Annotated in this window: 18 protein-coding genes and 1 tRNA gene; 2 read left to right on the plus strand and 17 right to left on the minus strand. The window is 36.7% G+C overall.

What is annotated here, in order from left to right:
- Positions 1–107: 107 nt before the first annotated feature.
- From RR062_03850 to RR062_03875, 6 genes are all read right to left on the minus strand, one after another.
- Positions 108–197: transfer RNA gene (locus RR062_03850), tRNA-Ser, on the minus strand.
- A 308-nt stretch (positions 198–505) separates the two neighbouring features.
- Positions 506–2,005 carry a catalase gene (locus tag RR062_03855; GenBank protein MEG2026842.1) on the minus strand — a complete coding sequence of 500 codons (1,500 nt, stop codon included), beginning with the start codon at positions 2,003–2,005 and terminating at the stop codon, positions 506–508.
- A 210-nt stretch (positions 2,006–2,215) separates the two neighbouring features.
- On the minus strand, positions 2,216–5,491 hold the full coding sequence (locus tag RR062_03860) for a DUF4062 domain-containing protein (protein MEG2026843.1): 3,276 nt from the start codon (positions 5,489–5,491) through the stop codon (positions 2,216–2,218).
- A 150-nt stretch (positions 5,492–5,641) separates the two neighbouring features.
- The gene (locus tag RR062_03865; GenBank protein MEG2026844.1) at positions 5,642–8,188 is read right to left on the minus strand and encodes a leucine-rich repeat protein; all 2,547 of its coding nucleotides are present in this window, start codon (positions 8,186–8,188) and stop codon (positions 5,642–5,644) included.
- A gap of 229 nt (positions 8,189–8,417) precedes the next feature.
- Entirely contained in the window at positions 8,418–10,097 is a 1,680-nt protein-coding gene (locus RR062_03870; protein ID MEG2026845.1) for a DAK2 domain-containing protein, read from the minus strand.
- A gap of 15 nt (positions 10,098–10,112) precedes the next feature.
- Positions 10,113–10,463, minus strand: a complete 351-nt coding sequence (locus RR062_03875) for an Asp23/Gls24 family envelope stress response protein (protein ID MEG2026846.1) — start codon at positions 10,461–10,463, stop codon at positions 10,113–10,115.
- Between the two features lie 179 nt (positions 10,464–10,642).
- Here RR062_03875 and rpmB point away from each other — a divergent pair, with 179 nt between their 5' ends.
- Positions 10,643–10,831, plus strand: coding sequence for a 50S ribosomal protein L28 (gene rpmB, locus RR062_03880; GenBank protein MEG2026847.1), 189 nt, complete (start codon positions 10,643–10,645; stop codon positions 10,829–10,831).
- A 181-nt stretch (positions 10,832–11,012) separates the two neighbouring features.
- Complete coding sequence (locus tag RR062_03885; GenBank protein MEG2026848.1) at positions 11,013–12,110, plus strand: phosphatase PAP2 family protein; 1,098 nt, start codon at positions 11,013–11,015, stop codon at positions 12,108–12,110.
- A 280-nt stretch (positions 12,111–12,390) separates the two neighbouring features.
- Here the strand turns inward: RR062_03885 and rpe are convergent, their stop codons facing one another.
- The 11 genes from rpe to RR062_03940 form a co-directional block, all read right to left on the minus strand.
- A complete protein-coding gene (rpe, locus tag RR062_03890) occupies positions 12,391–13,032 on the minus strand; it encodes a ribulose-phosphate 3-epimerase (GenBank protein MEG2026849.1) in 642 nt (213 codons plus the stop codon).
- A gap of 66 nt (positions 13,033–13,098) precedes the next feature.
- Positions 13,099–13,785 carry a gamma-glutamyl-gamma-aminobutyrate hydrolase family protein gene (locus RR062_03895; GenBank protein MEG2026850.1) on the minus strand — a complete coding sequence of 229 codons (687 nt, stop codon included), beginning with the start codon at positions 13,783–13,785 and terminating at the stop codon, positions 13,099–13,101.
- A gap of 91 nt (positions 13,786–13,876) precedes the next feature.
- On the minus strand, positions 13,877–14,761 hold the full coding sequence (rsgA, locus tag RR062_03900) for a ribosome small subunit-dependent GTPase A (protein ID MEG2026851.1): 885 nt from the start codon (positions 14,759–14,761) through the stop codon (positions 13,877–13,879).
- A gap of 1 nt (position 14,762) precedes the next feature.
- Positions 14,763–15,836, minus strand: coding sequence for a 23S rRNA (adenine(2503)-C(2))-methyltransferase RlmN (gene rlmN, locus RR062_03905; GenBank protein ID MEG2026852.1), 1,074 nt, complete (start codon positions 15,834–15,836; stop codon positions 14,763–14,765).
- Between the two features lie 39 nt (positions 15,837–15,875).
- On the minus strand, positions 15,876–17,159 hold the full coding sequence (gene rsmB, locus RR062_03910) for a 16S rRNA (cytosine(967)-C(5))-methyltransferase RsmB (GenBank protein MEG2026853.1): 1,284 nt from the start codon (positions 17,157–17,159) through the stop codon (positions 15,876–15,878).
- Positions 17,152–18,078, minus strand: coding sequence for a methionyl-tRNA formyltransferase (fmt, locus tag RR062_03915; protein ID MEG2026854.1), 927 nt, complete (start codon positions 18,076–18,078; stop codon positions 17,152–17,154). Before fmt ends, rsmB begins: the two co-directional genes overlap by 8 nt.
- Positions 18,079–18,157: 79 nt before the next feature.
- The gene (def, locus tag RR062_03920) at positions 18,158–18,613 is read right to left on the minus strand and encodes a peptide deformylase (protein MEG2026855.1); all 456 of its coding nucleotides are present in this window, start codon (positions 18,611–18,613) and stop codon (positions 18,158–18,160) included.
- A 1-nt stretch (position 18,614) separates the two neighbouring features.
- Complete coding sequence (priA, locus tag RR062_03925; GenBank protein ID MEG2026856.1) at positions 18,615–20,807, minus strand: primosomal protein N'; 2,193 nt, start codon at positions 20,805–20,807, stop codon at positions 18,615–18,617.
- Positions 20,804–21,982 carry a bifunctional phosphopantothenoylcysteine decarboxylase/phosphopantothenate--cysteine ligase CoaBC gene (gene coaBC, locus RR062_03930; protein MEG2026857.1) on the minus strand — a complete coding sequence of 393 codons (1,179 nt, stop codon included), beginning with the start codon at positions 21,980–21,982 and terminating at the stop codon, positions 20,804–20,806. The genes priA and coaBC overlap by 4 nt, the downstream gene beginning before the upstream one ends.
- A 4-nt stretch (positions 21,983–21,986) precedes the next feature.
- Complete coding sequence (rpoZ, locus tag RR062_03935; GenBank protein ID MEG2026858.1) at positions 21,987–22,184, minus strand: DNA-directed RNA polymerase subunit omega; 198 nt, start codon at positions 22,182–22,184, stop codon at positions 21,987–21,989.
- 84 nt (positions 22,185–22,268) lie between these two features.
- Positions 22,269–23,144, minus strand: coding sequence for a YicC/YloC family endoribonuclease (locus RR062_03940; GenBank protein ID MEG2026859.1), 876 nt, complete (start codon positions 23,142–23,144; stop codon positions 22,269–22,271).
- Positions 23,145–23,249 lie beyond the last annotated feature (105 nt).

Consider the following 23,249-nt stretch of genomic DNA (forward strand, 5'->3'; position numbering starts at 1 on the left):
GACGGGATAGCATTTTGGCGAATGCCAAAATGCGTTACTGTTCGCAGCCCTAGCTCGTAGCAATACAAAACCACCCAAAAGGCAATAGCCTATTTGGGTGGTTGCGGTGGCGGAGAGCTAGGGATTCGAACCCCAGTTAGGCTCTCGCCTAAAACGGTTTTCAAGACCGCCGCATTCAACCGCTCTGCCAGCTCTCCAAAATTTGATTTACTTACAAAATACTGTGATAGTTTAGCATAAATATGTTGTTTTATCAAGTGTTTTAACATTATTAGACCAAAAACAAATATGATTATTGCTTTTATTATTATTAAATAGAATAAATTTTTATATTTTATTTATAGTTTAGCAGTCAAGCTAAAAACGAAGGCTGTCGTATTTATTTACGACAGCCAAAAATGTTTTAAAATTGATTAGACAGCTTTATGTTTTGCTTAACGATAATTTAAGTAAAATTACGTTAATAATTGCGTTGCATAGATATATTATAAAGGTAATTATTAAATTATAACGTCGCTTTAATTAACGCAGTATTATCAAGCCTTGATAGTTTGATTACTCTTGATAAGTCTAGTCCGCAAGCCTTAGTAAAACGCTCGCCGTATTCTTTGTCGGCAAGATAGCAGTGAACTGCGTGACGATATTTAATATTTTGCGTGCAAGGAGCGATATCTCCTGCCGTATTTGAAATAAGTATTTGCTTTTTGTCTTCGCTAAGCACTCGCCATAAATCTCCGCCTGCTCTAAAACAGTCGTCGGTTGGGTCGCCTTTGGGGTCGTAACGATACATTGCGCCTGACAAATCTAGCGGTGGCTCGGCTACTTCGGGTTGCGCCGACCAAACGCCTGCGCTATTTGGAGTATACGCCGGCAGTCCGCCATAATTGCCGTCTACACGCATAGCTCCGTCTCGGTGATATTCGTTGACTTCGACTTTTGCACGATTGACAGGAATTAAATTGTGATTTACGCCTAAGCGGTAACGCTGAGCATCGCCATAGGCAAATAATCTACCTTGCAAAAATTTATCGGGGCTAAACCCTATGCCCGGCACAACGTGGGCGGGCGTAAAGGCTGATTGTTCAACTTCGGCAAAATAGTTTGCAGGGTTGCGGTTAAGTTCTAGCACGCCAACTTCGATTAGAGGATATTCGCTATGACGCCATATTTTAGTAATATCAAAAGGATTTTCATAATGATTTTTTGCTTGTTCTTGGGTCATAACTTGTATATACATAGTCCACTTAGGATAATCTCCCCTTTCTATTGCCTCATACAAGTCTTTACCGTGAAATTCTCTATCCATTCCGTTAATTTTGCAAGCTTCTTCGTTAGACAAATTTGCTATGCCCTGTTGAGTTTTAAAGTGGAATTTGCACCAAACACGCTCGTTTTTGGCATTATAAAGAGAGTAGGTATGCTCTCCAAAAAAGTGCATATTGCGGAAACTTGCAGGAATACCTCTATCGCTCATAACTATTGTTATTTGGTGGAAACACTCGGGCAATAAAGTCCAAAAATCCCAGTTGTTTTGCGCTGAACGTCTTCCGGTTAGAGGGTCACGCTTAACTGCTCGGTTAAGGTCGGCAAAATTATGTACGTCACGAATGAAGAAAGTCGGCGTATTGTTGCCAACCATATCCCAGTTGCCTTCTTGGGTGTAAAACTTGACGGCTACGCCTCTAATATCACGTTCGCAGTCGGCTGCGCCTCTTTCGCCGGCAACAGTAGAAAACCTAGTAAAAAGTTCGGTCTTAGCGCCTTTTTCAAAGACTTTTGCCCTGCTATACATTGAAATGTCGCTGTTTGACGTAAATACGCCATACGCTCCCCAACCCTTAGCGTGCATACGCCTTTCGGGTATAACTTCTCTATTAAAGTGAGCCATCTTCTCCATTAACCAAACGTCGCTCATAACAACAGGTCCACGTTCTCCGGCTGTAATTGCATTCTCGTTATCGGGTATTGGAGAGCCTACTTCATTTGTCAATTTCTTAATATCCATAGTGTTCCTCCTAGAATTAATTCATTAGTGTGTTGGCTAATTACTAATAATAATATCATAAAAGATACCAATAGTCATTATCTGGCAAAAAATATAAATTATTTATATTCGATAATTAAAGATAAACTATCGCTTTATTTGATTAAACATAAAAAAGATAATCTAAAAATTTATCTTATTAAACCAAAAACATAGACAAGCTGACAATAATTAACAACTTCTAAGTAAATATAATTTATTTGAACTATCTATAAACCAAAGATTGCCCTTATACTCGTTTATTTTAAGCAACGGCGCAACTGCGTTTTTTATCTTTATATCGTTATAAAAGATTTCACCGTTTTTGCTAAGTAGAAGTTTGTCGCCCTGCGTGTAAATTTCGCCGTCGTTTTCAATACTAGATACGGTTTTTGAGCCGTCTACTAAGTCAAGAATGGTAATTGCATTGTCGTCGCAAATATAGAAACACTTTTGCTTATAAAAGCACCAATATCTTTCTTTATTTCTATTTACAAGTATTTCATTCGTTTTATAAGCTACAAGCATTTGTTTACTATCAAGCGAATACAAAAATATACTGTTGAGATTGTCTACAAGCATAACTAAATTGCCGTCTTGCTGAGAATTACCTAAGCTATCCATTTGTATATTTCTTATTTCGCCACAAATACCATTAATACAGTCAATGGGTCGTTGATTATAATAGACTAAAACATTGTTATTTTCTAGTTGCAAAAACACAAAACCATTAAATTGATATATTTTTACAATTTTTATATCAGTTGTAAACAATTTTTTAACTTTGTCAAGAAAAATAGCCGTAAATGAGCCGTCGTCAAAGGCGGATAACAAGTTATGTCCGTCGTTTTCAAGCGCAAGCAGTTTTGCGGGATAGTCGAATTTAACTTTGTTATGGTCGATATCTATCACGCACAATTCGCCTTGAATATTTGCATAGTAGAGTTTGTCGTCAATAAAAGATACGGCGTCTGCGTTACCGTCCCAATCACAATCAAGATTAAACACAGCGTCTACGATTAAACAGTTAAAGTAAGCCTCTAAATCAATGGTTAAATTGCTATTTGCCAAAAACATACTATTAAGAAATTGATAGATAGGCAAAAACTCTCCGCCTATTAATAATTGTTGCTTTACTCTGGGCAAATAAAACAAATTAATCTCCATATCTTGATAAGGCGAAAAATTTGACTTTTGGTTTAATTCGCAAGCTCCTATTAAATAGCTTGCAATATAATTATTAAAGGCGGAAATATCGCTCTTAAATAAATCTAGACTACTCGTTAAGGCTTTTCTTATATAAACTAAACTTTGCTTAGTTTGGGATAACCTTTGATTAAGACGAAAAATTCGGGCATTTGCAAGTTCTTCAATTTTTTGAGAGTAACCTTGTTTGTCGGTTGGAGTATTGTCATATAAAAAATTATTAAAATCATTAAAAACTTTTGCAAGACCGCACAAACGCATTTTATTGGTTACAAAATAATAGTTTGTCAACAAACTTTGGTAAGGTATGGCTTGACATTGCTTTGTACGACTATTTAGGCAAAGCAAATGATAAGTTAATTCGTTAAAAGCGTTTGCATCTTTTCCTTTATATGTGGAATTTCCATCGACGTCTGCAAAGGAATTAAAAACTTTAAATAACAAATTATGATAAAGGGAGAAGTTTACGCTATAACGACTTATACAAACTAATTTAAAAGAATGATAAAAAAAGTTGATTGTAATTCTATTAGTTATAAAGCCTCTACATTGTCTAACGATATAATTAATTGTGTCCTCTATTTGTAAAATAGAATATTGGTCTAAATTAAGTTTCATAGCTTGCGACATTTCTTTAATACTTAAACCATTTCTAGAAGCCGACAACAACCCAAAGAAAAGCGGTACGGCAACGTTAAACGGAATATCGCAATAATTTGCGTCATTTTCAAGTCTATTTAGCATTGAAGTAAAACAACTACTGATTGTATCGCCTAACTCGTAAAACTTATCTTTTAAAATTTGGTAAGAACCATACTGCCTTAACTCGTTTAAAGCAACTTTTAAAAACAAGGGGTTAACATTTTGACTGTTTACAATTTGTTCGATAAAATTATGGTCTAAACTTTTTAAATACTGATTTAAATAGTTGTTTATAAGCAATATCGTTTGGTTTTTATTAAGTTGATTAATTGTTATTATATTTGAATTTAAACTTTCAAAAAACTCTTCCGTTTGCTCGTTTAACTTAAAACTATAAATAATCTTAACGTTTAGTTTGCTAAAAACGTATTTCCATTGAGCAAAATTTTGGCTGATTTGGTCAAGTCCGTCAAAAACAAGCGTGATATTGCTCTCGCCATTTAAAAGTTTAGCGAAATAGTCAATAATTTCGTTAAGCTCAAACATTTCATCTTTGTAAGAATTAGGAAAAATTTGTTTGATTAAAGAAGTCAACACGCTCTCGATAGTAGACGAATTTGAGGAAATACCCAAAAATCTATAATAAATATTGTGTTTTACCTTATTATTTATAATGTAGTTAGCAAGCAAAGTAGTTTTGCCCTGTCCCGCTTGCCCGATAACTGCAAGTAGCTTGTTGTCGCTATCAAAAAAGGCGTCTATTTGACTCTCGATATCTTGGCGTTTAATATAAGTTTGGCTGTTTTCGTATAAAAAATTGTCTTGTATGCTTAGCTCGTCCGCTTCATTTTCGGCGTTTGAAACAGTGTCAAGCTGATAGCTGTCAACGATAGCGTTCCAAAGTTGGTCGATTATAATTTGGCAAAGCGGAATTTCTTCTACCTTAAAAGAATCGAGTCGACCCTGCGTGTAGTCAAGCCCGCCTTGATTTAAATATGCAAATTCGGGAGTTAATTGCTTACGGTTCCAACTTGCCGAATAACTTGTAACGTCGAATTTAGCTTTGATTTTTTGTTTAAAGTCTAGCAAGAGTTTGTCTTGCGTAAGTTCGTATTCGTTATCAAGATTAATTTTATTTGTATAAATTGGTAAAAAATGGCTTGGCAAGCTATGTAAATAAGCATCTTGCCTAAAATAAAAAAATGCGTTTTTGTCTGCGCTAGATATTATTTTATCAAGTACGGCTTGATTTACTTCCATTTCGGTTATTGATTCGTTTCTTGACAAATGTTTAAGCAAAATTTGGCTATCTATGCCGTCAAGCTCGCTCAAATTAACATCGTCTTTTTTAGGAACCCAACCTCGCCGTTGTCCTAAAAAGCACAAGAAAAAAGGCTTGCAAAAAGCAACATTTTTCAAACAAATTTCTACCGTCTTTTTATTTTCGGTTGCATCTTTATAAGTTATGCCCCACCTTAAATCAATATCTTTAACATGCAGTTTATACTTTTCGCAACGTTGCGACAATTCGGGAATTACCCTTTTAATAAGGTAATCACGCTCGGCAAACATATCGTTAAAAGTGCTACTTATAAAAATGTAAACGTCTTTCCACTCCATTTAATTTCCTCCACGACTATATTAACATTACTATGCCGATTGTTCAACAATTTTTCTAGCCATAAATTATACTTTTTTAATTAAAATTTTGTATAACATAAAAAGCTACTTAAATAATTAAGTAGCTTATAATTTAACCTATAAGTTTGCTTAAACTTTTGTCCACTTTGCGTAAACTCTTGTGTCATCTTTAAGAAAATAGATATTTTTAATTTTGTCGCCCGTACATTCGGCGTTATCAAACCAACCTTCAAATATATAGCCTTGTCTAGTAGGGTCAATTTCCAACTGTCCGTAGGGATTAGTTTGACTAACTACAAAAGAAATAAGATACGTATTCTGGCTGTCAAAAGTGCAATCCATAACCGTAGTGCAAAAACCCTCAGCCGAATTAGCATTCCATCTAGCAAGCCAACCTTGGCTTGGTAGTTTGACATTTGCATAGATAACTAGCGAGTCGCACCCCGAAAAAGCGTCGTTCATAATATATTTAATTGTATTTGGTATTAAAATTCTTGTCAATTTATCACAGCTTGCAAGCGCACGTTCGGCTATTGCAAAAGCAGAAGCGTCCAAAACAAAATCTCCGCTTAACCTTTCGCCACGATATCCTATTAGCCAGCCGTCAAGATAAACCGGCATATTGTTAGGTTGGCTATTCCACCAACCCGTACGCATAAATGCGTTGCTACCGACAATTTGGACTGAACTAGGAATATTTATTAAAGTTACTCCGGTACAATTATGAAATGCTTCCTTACGAATTTCAATTAAAGTACCGCTTAGACTAATCTCGCCTACAAGACCGCTACAATTATCATAGGCAGATTGACCAATCTCTTTAATACAAGAAGACATATTAAGTTTGGTAAAGCCTGTACAATCCTGAAAAGCGCAATCTAACACGGCGGTAACGCTATTTGGTATAGTTAGTTCGCCGATAAGATTCTTACAGTTATAAAAGGCGTAAGCGCCGATACTTAAAATACCGTCGGGAAGCACTAATTTACCGCTAAGCCCGGTACAATTAGAAAACAATCCGTCGCTAATTTTATCAATTTTAGTTGGTAAATCAACGCTTGTTAATTTCTCGCAGTTTGAAAAAGCATTTGCCCCTAAAAAGGAAATTGAATTAGGTAAATCTAACTTTCCTTCTAGATTGACGCAATTTGCAAAGGCGCTAGTTCCTATCGTACTTATTTTATTATTCCAAATAATTGATTTGAGATTACCGCAGTTGAAAAATGCTCCTTCTCCAATGCAATCAAGATTACCGTTAAGTGTAATTACGTCATATCCGCAATATGAAAAAGTTCTTGCTAAAATCGCAGTAATTGAGGACGGAATAATTAACGTCCCATTTAAACTACTTGCCCTAGAAAAAGCTTCTTCTCCTAACTGTGTTAAACCGTCGTGCAAAGACAAACTAGTTAAACTCGAACAGCTATAAAACGCTCTGTCGCCTATTTTTGTTATGTTTTTAGGAATTATCAGTTCGCCACTTAATTTAGTACAATTTTCAAATACTTTTGCTTTAATTTCAGTAATGGCGTTTGGTAATGTTACGCCAACAAGCGAAGAACACTTAGAGAACGCTCCCTCGCCAATATCAATTAAAGAATTAGGCAAGATTAAATTGTTTGTAAGTCCGGAGCACTCTGCAAAAGCATATTTGCCAATGCTTATCAAGCCGTTAGGTAAGATTATATTTGTAAAGTTAATGCCTTTGCCACTTTGATTTACGCAATGAAAGAAGGCGTAATCGCCAATTTTTGTAAAGTCGTCAGTAGTATTTGGAATAACACTACCCAAGCACCCAAGTATCAAAGTCTTTGAGTTAATGTCTATTAAACAATTACCTAAACTTTTATAAGCTAAGTTACCGCTATCGACTTCAATCGAAGTAAATTGACAGTTAGTGAAGGCTCTCTCGCCTATATGTTTGACCGAGTTAGGAATAGTTAACTTGCCGGTTAATGTGGTACAGCTATAAAAAGCTTCGTCGGCAATACCAACGGTACCGCTTTCTATTTCCAAACTGCCTATCGGCTTTTGGCTCTTGTAGCCAAGTAACCAATTATTTAAATAAACTATTCCCGTTTGTTGTCTATCCCACCAACGTGTGTTGGTAAATATAAATTTGCCTAAGTGATTTAATTCGCTAGGTATAGAAACTTCAACGATATCTTTGTAACCGTCGAATGCTTGCGAAGCAATACTTACTACTTTTTGACCTTTCTCATTGATATAAGGCACGTATACTTCTTTGATTTTTTGGTCTTCTGCGCCAATTACTTCTACTCCGCCATCTACTTCAACATAGGTTAAGCCCTTAGTGACAATAATATCTTCATAGTTATAGTCGCATTTAGCACAATGTTTTATATTGTGAGCTACGCCGTCGATTTCTTCATAGACCCAGTCAAGAGAAGAGTGTGTCGCTTCATTTGAGTAGTGTTCAATACATATTTGACATTTTAAATTACTTCCGTCGTGTTTAGCAAGGGGCAAAGCCTGCTTTTCGGTATGACCACAATCAACGCAAGAATGTTCTCTTTCGCCCTCTTTGGTACAAGTACTTTCACGTGTTGTAGTCCAACGACCATAGGAATGTTCGTGGTCGCTATTACAGCTAACTAAGCAGGTGGCAAATAAAAGTATGACTAGAATAAATATGCTAATTTTAACTTTTTTCATAAAATGCTCCTTAAACTTGAAGATTAATGGTATAAGTATATCTAATATTGTCTATTTTGTCAACAACTGTAAAAAATATAAGAATAGACTTTTGAATTATATAACTAGATTGTACAGTTTGTAATTACTTAGCTTATTTTAATAAATAATTAAAGTAAGTTGGAAAAGTGTCACAAAAAAAGGTTGCAATCTCGCAACCTTTAAAAAATTATTGATAAGTAGTATTAAATTATTCGATAGACATAATGTAATAATATAATGGTTGACCGCCAAAAAACATACAAAATTCGCAATCGGGGTAAGCTTCTTGTAACTGTTCAAGAAGTTTGTTAGCTTCTTGTTCGGGAACATCGGCGCCGTAGTAAAGCGTGACTATCTCGTCGCTTTCCTTCTTCATCTTTTTAATTAAATCTTTAACAACTTCGCCCTTGTCTTTGCCCTTACAAACGATATTGCCCCTTTCGATGCCTATAATATCGCCTTGCGAAAGTTTAAGATTGTCTATTTGAGAATTTCTAACCGCATAAGTAACGCTTGCATCTCTAACCGATACAATAGAACTGTTCATTTCGGCTAAAATCTCGGGTAGAGAACTGTCGGGGTTGTAGCTAAGCATAGCTGAAATACCCTGAGGAATATTTGAAGTTGGTATAACGTAAAGGTCTTTGTTGTTGATTAAACTTCTCGCTTGTTCTGCGGCTAAAACAATATTTTTGTTGTTGGGTAGAATGATAATGTTGTCGGCATTAATTTTACGAGCCGAAGACGCAATATCTTCTGCCGAAGGGTTCATTGTTTGTCCGCCGGACACAATTTGGTCTACCAGCAAATCTTTAAAGATATTTGCAAAACCTTCGCCTGCGCAAATTGACAAAACGCCAATGGGTTTGCGTTCGGCTTCGAGCTTCTTTTTAAGCTCACGGTTCTGTTCAAGCATATTCTCAATTTTAACCCTGTCAAGCTCGCCTAATTGAAGGGCGTGAGCAAGCACTAAGCCGGGATTATTAGAGTGAACGTGAACTTTTATTAAATCAAGGTCGCCTACTACTACAACCGAGTCGCCTATTTCGTTAAAATACTCACGCATTTTGTCAATATTAGACAAAGTTGTCTTCTTGTAAATATTAATAATAAAGAATTCTGTACAATAGGCAAATTCTATTTCGTCTAAATTGTGATAATCTATAAATACGCCGTCGCTACCATCGTCAAAGCCTTTGCTCTGTATAACGTTGTTATCGGGAGAAGAAGTTTCTAGACCCTCTTCAATTTCTTGTCCAAGATAGCCCTTCAACATACCCCTAAATAAAACGACTAAACCAAAACCGCCCGAGTCAACTACGCCGGCCTTTTTAAGCACATCAAGCATTTCGGGTGTTTGCGCCAAAATTTCTTCGCCACAAGAGATAAGTTTATTGAAAAAATCTTCAAAGTCATTTACAAATTTGCTTAGTTCAAGCGCCTTTTCGCTCATTACTCTAATTACGGTAAGCATTGTGCCTTCCCTAGGACGAGAAACCGCCGAGTAAGCTAACTCTGTGCCTTTTTTCATAGCCTTAGCAAATATTCTTGTGTCTATTTCTTGCGACTCGGCTACAACAAGGCTAAAACCTTTGAGAATTTGTGATAGAATAACTCCGCTGTTACCCCTTGCGCCTTTAAGAGCGCCTTTGCTTACAATATCGCACACAATTTCCATTTTAGACCCGGCGTCAACGCTAAGTCCGTCAATAACCGATGCCATAGTTAGCGACATATTTGTGCCGGTGTCGCCGTCAGGCACGGGGAAAACGTTTAAGGAATCTATTTGAGCACGATTGAGTTTAATATTTTTTCCGCCGGCAATTAACATCTTTTTGAGTATTGGAGGCGTTATAATTTTGTTTGCGTTAAGTCTAGCTGCTACCATTTAATACTCCTACAATTACAATTTTACGCCAACGACGTGAACGTTGACTGTCTGTACAATCATACCAGAAAATTTTTCAAGTTCGTATTTGACTGTACTCTTTAAAGACTCGGCAACGGCGGAAATGGATATGCCATATCTAAACACGACAAAGAGGTCGACAAAAATTCTGTCGCCCTTAACTACCACTTTAACGCCTCTGCTCTTGTTATTAATTTTGAATAAATCTGCTAGGGTATCAGAAAAACGTGTAGGGACCATATCGACAACGCCGTAACAGTCTAAGGCATAATAACCAGCCAGTGACGCTATTACGTCGCTAGTTATGATAATAGCACCATAATAATTTTGGGTGCGTAGTGACATAGAACAGTACCCTCCTTTGCAGTTCATTCTATTTTACAACACTTAACGAATATTTTCAAGCGAATTAATTAATTTTATCATATTTTAATTAAATTAATCTAAAACAGTTGTCAAATTTAACGAATAATGCTATTATACCTAAGGTCAATTCAAATAACAAACGGGAGGTGTACTCAATAATGGCAAAAGTATGTGCTTTATGTGGCAAAAGCAAAATGTCTGGCAATCTTGTATCTCACTCTAAACGCAAGACACCAAGGACTTATAGCGCTAATCTACAAAAGGTTAAATTAGAAATTGACGGCAAAGAATCTTCCGAATATGTTTGCACCCGTTGTTTAAGAACGTTGGACAAAGACGGAAAATAATTTTTTATTAACCATTAAACCCTTTTTGAGTAAAGGGTTTTTTTATACTCTTTTTTAAGTAAGAGATTTAAAATATATAATTTTGTTAAATTTTGTTAAATTTTTGGGCTAGTTTTAAATTTTACTTGATTTTTGATAATTGTGTGTTAGAATATTTAAATACAGGTAAGGAGAACTATTTATGCAAATTTTATCAGTTATAGGCAATTCGTTTTGGTTTGGTTGGGAAGTTGACTTAATTGTTTGGCTTCAACAAGCAAATGGCGCTTTTCTAACTTTTTTAGCTTCGGCATTAACAATGTTTGGCGAAGAACTTATAATGATAGGCATACTTGGTCTTCTCTATTGGGGTTTAGACAAAAAATTCGGCGAGTATATTGGCTTTAACCTTCTTGTCGCAATTACGCTTAACCCGCTTGCAAAAAATATAGCTAATCGTCGAAGACCCTATATGGACAATTCCTCTATTCAATGCCTAAAACCCGTAGCCGACGGCGATATTATGGACGCAGTAACGCAAGGTTTCTCATTTCCCAGCGGTCACTCAACCGGCGCAGGAGCGTTGTATCCCAGCCTACCCTTTTATAAAAAGAAAAATTGGTTAATAGTGCTAGCTATTGTTATACCTTTAATTGTCGGGCTAACAAGAATTTATCTCGGCGTACACTATCCTACCGACGTAATCGGCGGTTGGGCGCTAGGTCTTGCAGTTGTCTTTCTTGTTCATTTACTTAGAAAAGCAGTTAAAAATAAATATTTTATTTATCTAGCTATGCTTATAGTATGTTCGGCGGGTATGTTTTATTGTAGAACAAACGACTATTTTACAAGCTATGGTTTGCTACTTGGGTTTGTCGGCGGTATTTTCTTTGAAGAAAAAATAACTAAGTTTGAAAATACTAAAATTTGGTGGCGAGTTATATTAAGGGTTGCCGTTGGCGGAGGACTGTATCTGGGTCTAAACGCTTTGTTCAAACTTCCCGTAACTCTTTTTTGGGGCGAAGCAGGTAAAATTTGGTTAGAAACAGCTTCGGCAGGCAACTTTGCATTCCGTACTATTAGATACGCCTTGGTCACTTTTATCGCTATTGGAATATATCCTATGAGTTTTAAATTATTTGACAAACTTTGGCTGAAAATGGGCTTAATAAAAAAAGTTACGGCTACGCAAGCAGTTACAACCGAAAATGTTGTTACGGCTACGCAAGAAACATCAATTAAAGAAGATAATCAAGAGAATACGGCAAAACAAGGCGAAATTAATCAAACGCAAGACTAAAAATATTAAAAACAATTAAATCACAACAATATTTAATTTCAATTAAAAAATACTAGTCATAACATTTGTTATGACTAGTATTTTAATTACTTGCAAATATATTTTTTAAATATAAGTCTAAAAAAAGGTCTAAAAAATTTGGGCGGAACAAAACAAATTATCTTCATAAATACTCCTTAATGTTTTTCTTTATTATATGTTTATTAAAATAAAAGTGTTACAAAAATTAACTTGTAACACTAATAAATATTTAACTATAATGGATAAAATAATCTAGAAATTATATTTTTCTTAGGTCGATTATACTCTTTGCCCTATCGTTTGACTTAAATATTGCGCTACCCGCAACTAAACAATTTGCGCCCGCCTTAATTACTTCGGCAGAATTTTTTTGGCTTATGCCACCGTCAACTTCAAGCAAAATATTGCGGTCGCCTATTAAATTTCTAGCTTGTTTAATTTTTTCTAAGCTACCGTCAATAAAGCCTTGCCCACCAAAACCCGGCTCGACACTCATAATAAGAATTAAGTCGACTAAATCTAAATAGGGTTTTATTGCCTCTACCGGCGTATTTGGTTTGATTGATAGACCGGCTTTTGCGCCGTTATTGCGAATAAGTTGAAGCGTTTCTTTAACGCAACCGCACGCTTCTAAATGAATGGTAACAATATCTGCGCCCGAAGAAATAAATAGCTCGACATATTTTTCGGGATTAATTATCATAAGATGTACGTCTAGAACATTTTCGCATACTTTGTTAATATCGTTGATAAATTTAATGCCAAAAGTAATGTTAGGGACAAACACACCGTCCATAACGTCGCAATGCAACATATCAGCGCCGTTTGCCGTCAATTCCTGCGCCTCTTTGCCAATATTAGCAAAGTCAAACGACAGTAACGACGGAGAAATATAAATCATAATTTATGCCCTTCCTTATGTATATTATTTATAAATATATGTCTACTTCTTATTTAATTTATGTACTTATTTATTTATATGGTCGATTAACGCCTTAAATAAACTCTGTTGAGCTGTCTGCTCAACTAATTTTTCGGGGTGCCACTGAACGCAAAGATAAAACTCATTATCGTCACGTTCTATTCCTTCGATTACTCCATCGCTAGATACGGCGTTAATTACAAAACCCTTGCCAAGAGTCTTTACGGATTGATGATGCAAACTATTGACAAGAATTGTTCCGCTTAAATATTTGCCCAGTTTGGTGTCGGGTAAAATGCTAACTTGATGTAGCAAACCTTCTTTGTTATGTTCTATTAAAACATCGTCGTTGAATATTTGTTTATTGATGTCTTGATACAAACTTCCGCCACATAAAATATTGCTCATTTGCATTCCTCTACAAATACATAACACAGGCTTATCGCCGCTAAGCAATAACGGAATAAGATTTTTTTCAAGCTCGTCTCTTTTTTCGCCGCCTGCTACGTAATACAGTCGTTCTTCGCCGTAAAGAGCAGGGTCAATGTCAGCCCCGCCTGAAATTACAAAAGCGTCATAATTCTCATAGACTTCTTTTGCCGAACTTTCATCTAGCGGATAATCGATTATATCCGCCACCGCCCCTTGACTTGTTACCGCTACTACGTATTGATTTGTGCATAGTTGGTCGTTATTTGCCTTACAAACATCTCGAATAATGGCTACTTTCATATTTCTCACTTAATTTATATATTATATTTTTATAATGATTGTTTTAAAAACCGTTAATTTATTTTTAGTATTACTTATAATATGCTTTACTTTAATATTTGTCTTTTTCTTTTTGGCAAAGTTGCTTATATAACTCGACATACCTTTCATATCTGCCTTGACAAATAATGTTTTGGCTTACGGCTTGCTTGACCATACAATCGGGTTCTGCCGTGTGCGTGCAAGTGCTAAATTTGCATTGTCTTGCATGCTCGCTAAAATCTGGGTAGTAAGTCATAAGTTCGCTACTCTTTACGGTTGATTCGTCAATATCAAGCAAAGAAAACCCCGAAGTATCCACAAGCTGAATTTGCTCAAAATTTATAATCGATGCGTAGCGAGTAGTATTTTTACCACGCATAATACGTGCTGACAACTCGCCTGTAAGCCCTACGCTATGCCCTACGAGAGCGTTGATTAACGAGGTCTTACCAACACCCGATTGCCCTGCAAAACAGCTTACACCGCCTTGCGCCGACTTAAAAAGCTCATCTATTTGGTTGTTGTAGCAAGAAGCGTAAATAATACTTGCTATTTCCTTATAGTTTTGATTAATTTTTTGGATAAATTCGCAACTAGCTAATTCGCTTTTGTTTACCACAATTACATAGTCGATATTTTGGTAAATACAGTTTACTATTATCTTATCGATTAAAGATAAGTCCGGGCTAGGTTCGGGCGCAGTTACTATAAAAACTCTATCTATGTTGGCAATCGGCGGACGAACAAGACTATTTTTCCTGGTCAAAATTGTTTCGATACAGCCTACCCTGCCATCAAGCGAAAAAGTGCAATAGTCGCCTACCATTATGGCGTAATCTTTTAGTTTTTTCCGTGCAACGACACGATATGTTCGTTCGCCCGAAAAAACCGTAAACATACCGCCTACGCCTTTAATTACTTTACCGTTTAAAATTTTATTCTTACTATTACTCATTTTATTTGTTATCTATTGGTTTGTCAATAGGTTTTGAAACTTTTTGTTCTAAATAGCTCTGCCTAAGCTGTCCGCAAGCGCCGGCAATATCTACGCCGAGTTGGCGTCTAAGCGTTGCAGAACAACCAAATTCGGTAAGTTTGGTTAAAAAATATTTAGCGTGTTGGTCGTTTGTTGGACGATGCTTGCGTTCGGCTACGGGGTTGAGCCTAATTAAATTTATATGGTGGCTAAACCCTCTTGTAAGTTGAGCTAATTGATAAGCGTCGTCAAGCCCGTCATTTACGCCGTCTATTAAAGTATATTCGAAAATAACTCGCCTACCCGTAGTTGTAAAGTAATATTTTGACGCTTCGATTAGTTCGGTCAAATTGTATTGCTTAGCAATCGGCATTATTTCTTCTCTCTTTTCTTGATATGCCGAATGTAGCGATATGGTTAAGTTTACGCCGAGTTTTAGGTCGGCAAGAGCGTAGATATTAGGAACAATTCCGCAAGTTGACAGAGAAATATTGCGATAACTAATATTAAGTCCGTCTTTGCTGTTAATTGCCGACAAAAAAGCGACAACATTGTCAAAATTATCAAGAGGTTCTCCGCTACCCATAAGCACAAGATTTGTCACAGAGCGTTTCTCTATTGTTCCGCCATTATCTAAGTTTACAAGCGTAACGAAAGAAACCATCTCGCCTACCGAACAGTTACGAATTAGCCCTTTTAAAGTGCTTGCGCAAAAAGAACACCCCATTCGACAGCCCACTTGGGTAGAAATACAGAGTGTATTACCATAATTGTAACGCATAAATACGCCTTCTACAACGTTGCCGTCGGTAAGAGAAAACAAATATTTGATTGTTCCGTCACGAGAAATAAATTTTTGTAAAATTTTTGCTCCCTGAGCATAAAAATTAGAATCTAACGTTGTCCTAAGCTGTTTGTCTAGCGTTGACATATCGTTAAATTCGTAGCCCTTAGCAAGCCATACGGCAATTTGTTTGACTTTGTAGCTAGGTATATTGTATTCGCTTAGAACTTCTTCAAGCCCTTGCAAATTATAGTCGGTTAAAATTTTCATATTCTCCACTATTATTAGTTTATAGATTGGTTAAAATGTTTAAGATTTTCTAACAAGTCTTGCTACGTAGTAGCCCTCGACATTATCTTCGTAAGGAAGAAATTGTTTGCAAGCTTGATTGATTACATATCCGTCTAGGCTAAACGGCGACAAGGCAAAATTCGAATGATTTGCAAGAAAAGCGTCAACTATATCTTGGTTCTCTTGTTTGAGTAGCGAACAAGTCGAATATACTAAAATTCCGCCTACTTTTACATATTTTGAGGCATTTGCTAAAATCTTGCCTTGTATTGCAATTAATTCTTGTAAATTTTGCTCCGTTCTAAATAGTTTAATATCGGGCTTGCCATAAAAGACGCCAAAACCCGAACAAGGCGCATCGCATAAAACATAGTCGTAGTTAGAAGCAAAGTTTGGATTAAATTCGGTTGCGTCGCTTTCAACTATATTAAGTCTATTCTCAACCCCCATACGTTTAGCGTACGAGGCGATTAAAGAGAGTCTATGCGGATAGATGTCGCAAGCTACAATTCTTGCAGACTTGTTGAGTTGAGCAAGATAAACAGCTTTGCCTCCGGGCGCAGAACACAAGTCTAACACTCGGGCTTGACCTACGCAACTAATACATCTTGTTACAAGACAGCTACCTAGCGACATAGCCGTATAATACGTTGGGTCAATTCCAATTAACCCGCCTTTTACAAACAAGCAGTCGTCAAGAGGCGACTCAAAAGTTGCGGACTTTTTGTCTTTGACATATTCTAAAAAGTCGTTAAGACTTATTTTTTCTAAATTAATTCTTATATGCGTATTGTGGTCAAATTTGTGAGAAAGAATTTTAATTGTATCGCTAACGCCGTATTGTTCGATTAACAATTTCGTAGCGAAAAGTGGAAAAGAATAGTAAATTGATAGATAGGTCGTTTTGTCCTTAGGATAAAATATTTTGTCGGCGGTAAGGGCGTCATAAATATTACGTAAAGTTGCGTTTACAAAGCCTACAAGTTGAGTTTTGCCTGTTGTTTTAGTAAGTTCGGCGCAGTCGTTGATTACGGCATAAACAGGTATGGATAAAAATTTTAAACAATAAACGCCTATTTTAAGTATAATTTTTATTACGGGTTTAATTGACTTTGCAAACCCCGAAATAATATATTCTAGGTGTAAGTTGTTGTCAAGCACGCCATAGACAATCTTAGTCACAAGCGATTTATCCCTGACATTACAGCTAATTAAAGTGTTATTTAGGGCAATCTCGCTATACGCTTGTTGCCTAAATATTTGGTCTAAACAATTATAAGAAGCTAAAAAAGCGTTATTCATTGCCAAATACCATACCCAAACTAACTTTTCTTCCGTTGATAAAGTCTTTTGCGGTTACAGCCTTATTTCCCTCTAATTGTATAACTTTAAGTCCAACATACCCTTTGCCACAAGCCACGACTATTCTATCCTTTCGTAGTTCGATTACTTTGCCCGCTTGGTCTTTGCCTATTTGAGCGATTTGCTCGCATTCTATTATTTTTACTCGTCTACCTTGCAAAAAAGTGTATGCCGAAGGCGTAGGAGAGAGTCCTCTAACTAAATTTACAATTTGATAACTTGGTTTGCTCCAATCGATAAGTTCAAGCGACTTAGTTATTTTACCGCACTTAGTCGCAAGCGAATTGTTTTGCGGTATAGAAGTAATATCGTTTTGCACAATTAAATCTAGGGCATTTACAATTAAACGGCTAGAAAGCACGCTTAATTTTGCGCTTAAACTGCCAAAATTGTCGTCTTTTGAAATTGCTATTTTGCTACTTAATATTACGTCGCCTGCATCAAGAGCAAGAATAGTACGCATTATTGTAACGCCTGTATGCGTTTCGCCATTGATTAACGCCCAATTAATGGGAGCTGCTCCCCTATATTTAGGTAGTAACGAAGCGTGAACATTTAGCACGCCATATTTTGCTATGCTTAAAAATTCCTTGCTAAGCATTTGTCCAAAGGCGCAAGTGATTATGACATCGGGGTTAAGCGAAGAAATTTCTTCAATACCAAATTTACTTACGCTACTATATTGTAAAACTGGAATATCTAGCTCGTTTGCCTTTTGTTTTACCGGACAAGGCGTAATTTTATTGCGATTGCCTATTTTATCTAACGGCGTTACTACGGCTAATATTTCGTGATGTTGACTAAGGTTAACTAGCGGGGCAACGGCGAAGGACGGCGTGCCCATAAATACAATCTTCATTATTTCTCCCTTGTGTTTAATGTTTATGCGTTTTGTCAATAAATAATCGTTATTTATGCGTTTTTGCATTTAACAACATTTAATCGTTGCTTATGCGTTTTTGCATTTTGTCAATAAATAATATGCCGTCAAGATGGTCTAACTCGTGCAGAAAAGCTCTTGCGGTATAGTTTTCCGCCGTTACGGTTTGCTTTACTCCAAAGCGGTCGAAGTACTCTAAAACAATGTTTTGAGGACGCTCGACAACCCCTCGACATTCGGCGACGGACAGGCAACCTTCGTTGTCTACCGACTTACCCGAGTAAGAAACCAAACAAGGATTGACAACTTCGTAACGTTTATCGTCAATTTCTACTATATATACTCTTTTAAGCACGCCAACTTGAACTGCCGCAAGCCCTAATCCGTCGGCGTGAAGCAAAGTTTCGTGCAAATCGTCAAGTAATTCGCCTAGATGTTGGTCGAAATTGACTACGGGTTTGCTAATTTTTCTTAAAATTGGGTCTGGACTCTTTAAAATATTTCTTCTTGCCATTTTAACTTAAATTTTGCGGATTTCTCTCGCAAAATACTGAAACCTCCTTATCTTGAATATCGGTAGCTTGGTAAATTTGTTGTAGTATTTGGTCTGCGCTATCAGCCGACAACTTAATTAAAATTTGATATCGGTGCTTATTCTCTATTCTTTGCAAAGGACATCTCATTCGTTGCAAAAATAAAAAATCATTTGGGTAACTTTCTTTAATATTCTCAATTACTGCGTAATGCTTATTGAGTAGGTCTACGCACTTTTGACTTGTTGGGCTAGTATATAATATTCTTATAACTTCGGTAAAGGGTGGGAAATTTGTCGCTTCTCTAAGATTTATTTCTTTTTTATAAAAAGCTAAGTAATCTTGGTCTTTGGCAAGTTGCAAACAATAGTGCTTTGGGGTATAAGTTTGTAACACTACCTTGCCTACTTGCTTATCTCGTCCGCTTCTACCGCTAACTTGGGTTAGTAATTGGTAAGTCTTTTCGCTACTTAAATAATCGCTGTGATACAAACTTTGGTCGCCGTCAAGAATACCTACAAGAGTTACATAGGGAAAGTCGTGTCCTTTGGCTATCATTTGAGTGCCTACAAGTATTTGCGCCTTGCGAAGTGAAAAAGCGTCGAGAATACGAACGTGGGACTCTTTGGTTTGAGTGGTGTCAAAATCCATACGCAAGACTTCTACTTCGGGATAAAGCGTCTTTAAATAGGCGACGACTTGTTCTGTGCCCATTCTGCCCTGCCGTAGTTTATTATTTTTGCATACGGGGCAAACGTCCAAAACTTTATATCTATTTTTACAATAATGACATTTAAGCTGGTTGTCTTCTTTGTGGTAAGTTAAGGCTACGTCGCAATCTTTACACTTAGCTACATAACCGCATTTGGGACACATTAAGAAACTCGAATACCCTCTACGGTTGACAAACAGCATTGCTTGGTTGCCCTTAGCCAAACATTCGTCAAGCTCATTTTTTAAGGTAACCGAAAACAAAGCGTTGTTGCCCATTCGCATTTCTAGCGACATATCTACAAGCTCTACCTTGGGCAAAGGTCGTTCGTTTATGCGACTAGGCATATTTATCAATTTATATTTGCCCTTTGTAGCGTAATAAAACGTATCTAAACTTGGCGTTGCGCTACCTAGCACAAGGCAACAGTTGTTGTATTTGGCTCTAAATTCGGCTACTACTTGGGTATCATAACGTGGGTTAGATTGACTAATATAGCTAGAATCGTGTTGTTCGTCAATAATAATAACGCCTAAATTTTGTAAAGGAGCAAAAATAGCGCTTCTTGCCCCAACGGCAATGCGAGCCTGCCCTCGTTTAAGCCTTTGCCATTCGTCAAAGCGTTCGCCGACCGATAGTCCGCTATGTAGTATAGCTACATTTTCGCCAAACCTAGACCTAAATAGTCTAAGCATATTGGGCGTTAAAGATATCTCCGGCACTAACATAATAGCCGTTTTACCGCTAGCTATAACTTGTTCTATTACTCTTAAATATACTTCGGTCTTACCGCTACCCGTAACTCCAAAAAGAAGATATGGGTCGCTTAAATTTGACATTATTGTATCGTAAGCATTTTGTTGGTCGGTAGTTAAAATATGCGCTTGTTTTGTTTGACTTAAAGACTTGTAAGGCGTTCTTTGACGAGGAGTAAAAGAAATATCTATGTAGCCTTTTTTTGTAAGAGCGTTTAAAGCAACGCCAAACATTTTGTTAAGCGTTATTGTATCTTGACTGCCAACTTCTACTAAATAGTTTATTAATTCTACTTGTTTTTTTGCTTTTTTACCTAGTTCTATAAGAATTTGCTGACTGGTGTAATTTGTTGAGATACTGGCTGTTTTGCTAAAAACTTCTTTAACTTTGCCTCCACGCATTTGAGAAGGGATAAACAGCCTCAACGCATCGATTAGTCGCAAGTGATATTTATATTGTAGGTAGCTTGCAAGCGAGAGCATCTCGGGACTTAACGCCACATATTCGTCAAGCGGTAACAATAGCGATTTAAGCTTATTATCGGGTACGTCGGTATGTTCTTTTTTGCCAACGATAAACCCTTCGATTTGCTTATTTGCAAAAGGCACAAGCACACGTTGTCCCACGCAAAAAAAGTCTTCGCCATAATAATCGAAAACTTTATCTACGTTGCTACTTGAAATATCTACAATGACTTCGTATATCATTTAAGATTGATTATTTTGTCTAATATAATATCGGCAAGGTCAATTTTACTCATACAAGGAAGTTCGGTTTGAGAAGATTTATCGATTAAAGTAACTATGTTGGTATCACAGTTAAAACCTGCGCCTAGTTTAGTAACATCGTTAGCTACTACTAGGTCGGCTGACTTATTAATCAGTTTTGCGGTGGCGTTAGCGACTAAGTCGTTTGTTTCGGCAGAAAAAATTACGAGTTTTTTGTCGCCTTTAATTTTGCCGACGGCTTTTGCTATATCTACATTTTTAACTAGGTTGAGCGTTAAAACGTTCTCTTTATGTTTTGTTTCTTGGTAATTTTCTACCCTGTAATCGCTTGGGGCTGCCGATTTAATGATAATGTCGGCGTGTTCGAGCTCTTGCATAACAGCTTCGTACATTTGTTGAGTAGTGTCAACGTTAATAATTTTGCAATTCTTTGGAAGTTCGCAAGAATGTCTACCTAATATTAAAGTGACCTCAGCCCCCCTATTAATTGCCGAATTTGCTAAGCTTACGCCCATTTTGCCCGAAGAAAAATTGGTTATAAAACGAACGGCGTCTACTTTTTCGATAGTAGCGCCAGCCGTAACTAAGACTTTTTTACCTAAGTAATCTCGTTTAGGCATTAAAACGTCGACAATAGCGTTAAAAATAATGTCAATGTCGGCAAGTCTACCTACGCCTACGTCGCCACAAGCTAATCTACCGCAAGTAGCTTCGACGATAGTCATACCACGCTTTGTAAGCGTTAGAAGATTTTCTTCAAAAGCGGGATTTTGGTACATATTGCAATTCATTGCAGGCGCTACTATAATAGGACATTTAGTTGCAAGAATAGTGGTAGACAAAAAGTCGTCGGCTATGCCACGAGCAATTTTACCGATAATATTTGCCGTCGCAGGAGCAATTACAAAACAATTAGCTTTGTTTGCAAGCGAAATATGTTCAATCTCCCATTCGTTTTGACCGAACAAATCGGTGATTACTCGGTTGCCCGACAAACTCTCGAAAGTTAGGGGCGAAACAAATTCTGTTGCGTGGGCAGTCATAACGACAATAACATTTGCGTCGGCTTTTTTAAGTCTGCTTACAAGCTCGCAAGCCTTATAAACGGCTATTCCGCCCGAAACGCCTACTACTACGGTCTTACCTTTAAGCACTCTATTAATCTTCCTTAACTATAACTGTCTTGCCCGAAGCAAGTTCTTCCGAAGCGATTGTAATCGCCTTAGCGTTTGTGGTTACGGTTTCTTTTGATAATTTTTCGTTCAATTTCTTAGCTCTTTTAGAAGTCGAACAGCAAAGAACATATTTGTTGCCTGCAATCTTGGTTAAATCGTCAATAGGTGGTTTTGTAATCATATTATATCTCCTAAAAAAATTAGATTTTTTAATTTACTTATAAGTTTGTTATTTATTGTTTTTATTGTTTAATTTATATTAAAGTTATTCGATATTTTGGCATTGTTCTCTTAACTTTTCAATCTCATTTTTGAGGTCTACGCCACTACGAGTTACGGCTAAGTTGTTACATTTACTGCAAATTGTGTTAGCCTCTCGGTTCATTTCTTGTATTAAAAAGTCAAGTTTGCGCCCGATTGCTATATCGCTAGACAAAAATTTACCGCATTGGTGAATATGACTAGTAAGCCTGTCGAGTTCTTCGTCAATATTGCTACGGTCTACAAAAAAAGCGATTTCGTTGACTAACCTTGCTTTGTCTATATCTACGCCGTTTAATGCTTCGGTAAGTCTTATAGAAAGTTTTTCGGCGTATTCTTTGGCGACCTGGGGAGCGACAAAGCTAATACTATCTTTGCACTTAGATATCTCGGCTAAGCGTTCTTTCATAATTGTCGTAAGTTTCGTACCTTCGTCAAGACGCATTTTGTTAAGAGCGCAAAGAGCGTTGTTTACACATTCGATTAAAAGTTGATTTAAGTCGTTTTCCTCTTCTTCCTTGACAATATAAGTGAGTATATCGGGAGTTTTAACTAAGGCGTTAAGCTGAAAGTCGTTTTTTAGCCCAAATTGTTTGGCAAGTTGATTTGTCTTATCAATTACTTCTTCCGCAAGGGCAAAGTCAACTACGACTTGCTTGTTGCTTGTATCTCGGTCAATATAATTAATAAATATATCGAGATGCCCTCTTGAAACGCTGTTTGATACGGTCTTTCTAACTAAGTCTTCGTAAGCGTTAAAAATGCGGGGCATTTTGATATTAATATCAAGATAACGGTGATTTACCGACTTAATCTCGACGGATATTTCTTTACCTTGTCTTTCAATTCGGCTTTTGCCGAACCCTGTCATACTATTCATATAATTCTTCCTAAATATATTTTACCGTTGGCAACTACATTGATAATTAGCAGTATGCAAATTTAATTTGTAAATTACCACATTGTATTATAACACACTTGGTTA

The sequence above is a fragment of the Clostridia bacterium genome, from assembly GCA_036654455.1.
Lineage (GTDB): Bacteria > Bacillota > Clostridia > Christensenellales > CAG-314 > JAVVRZ01.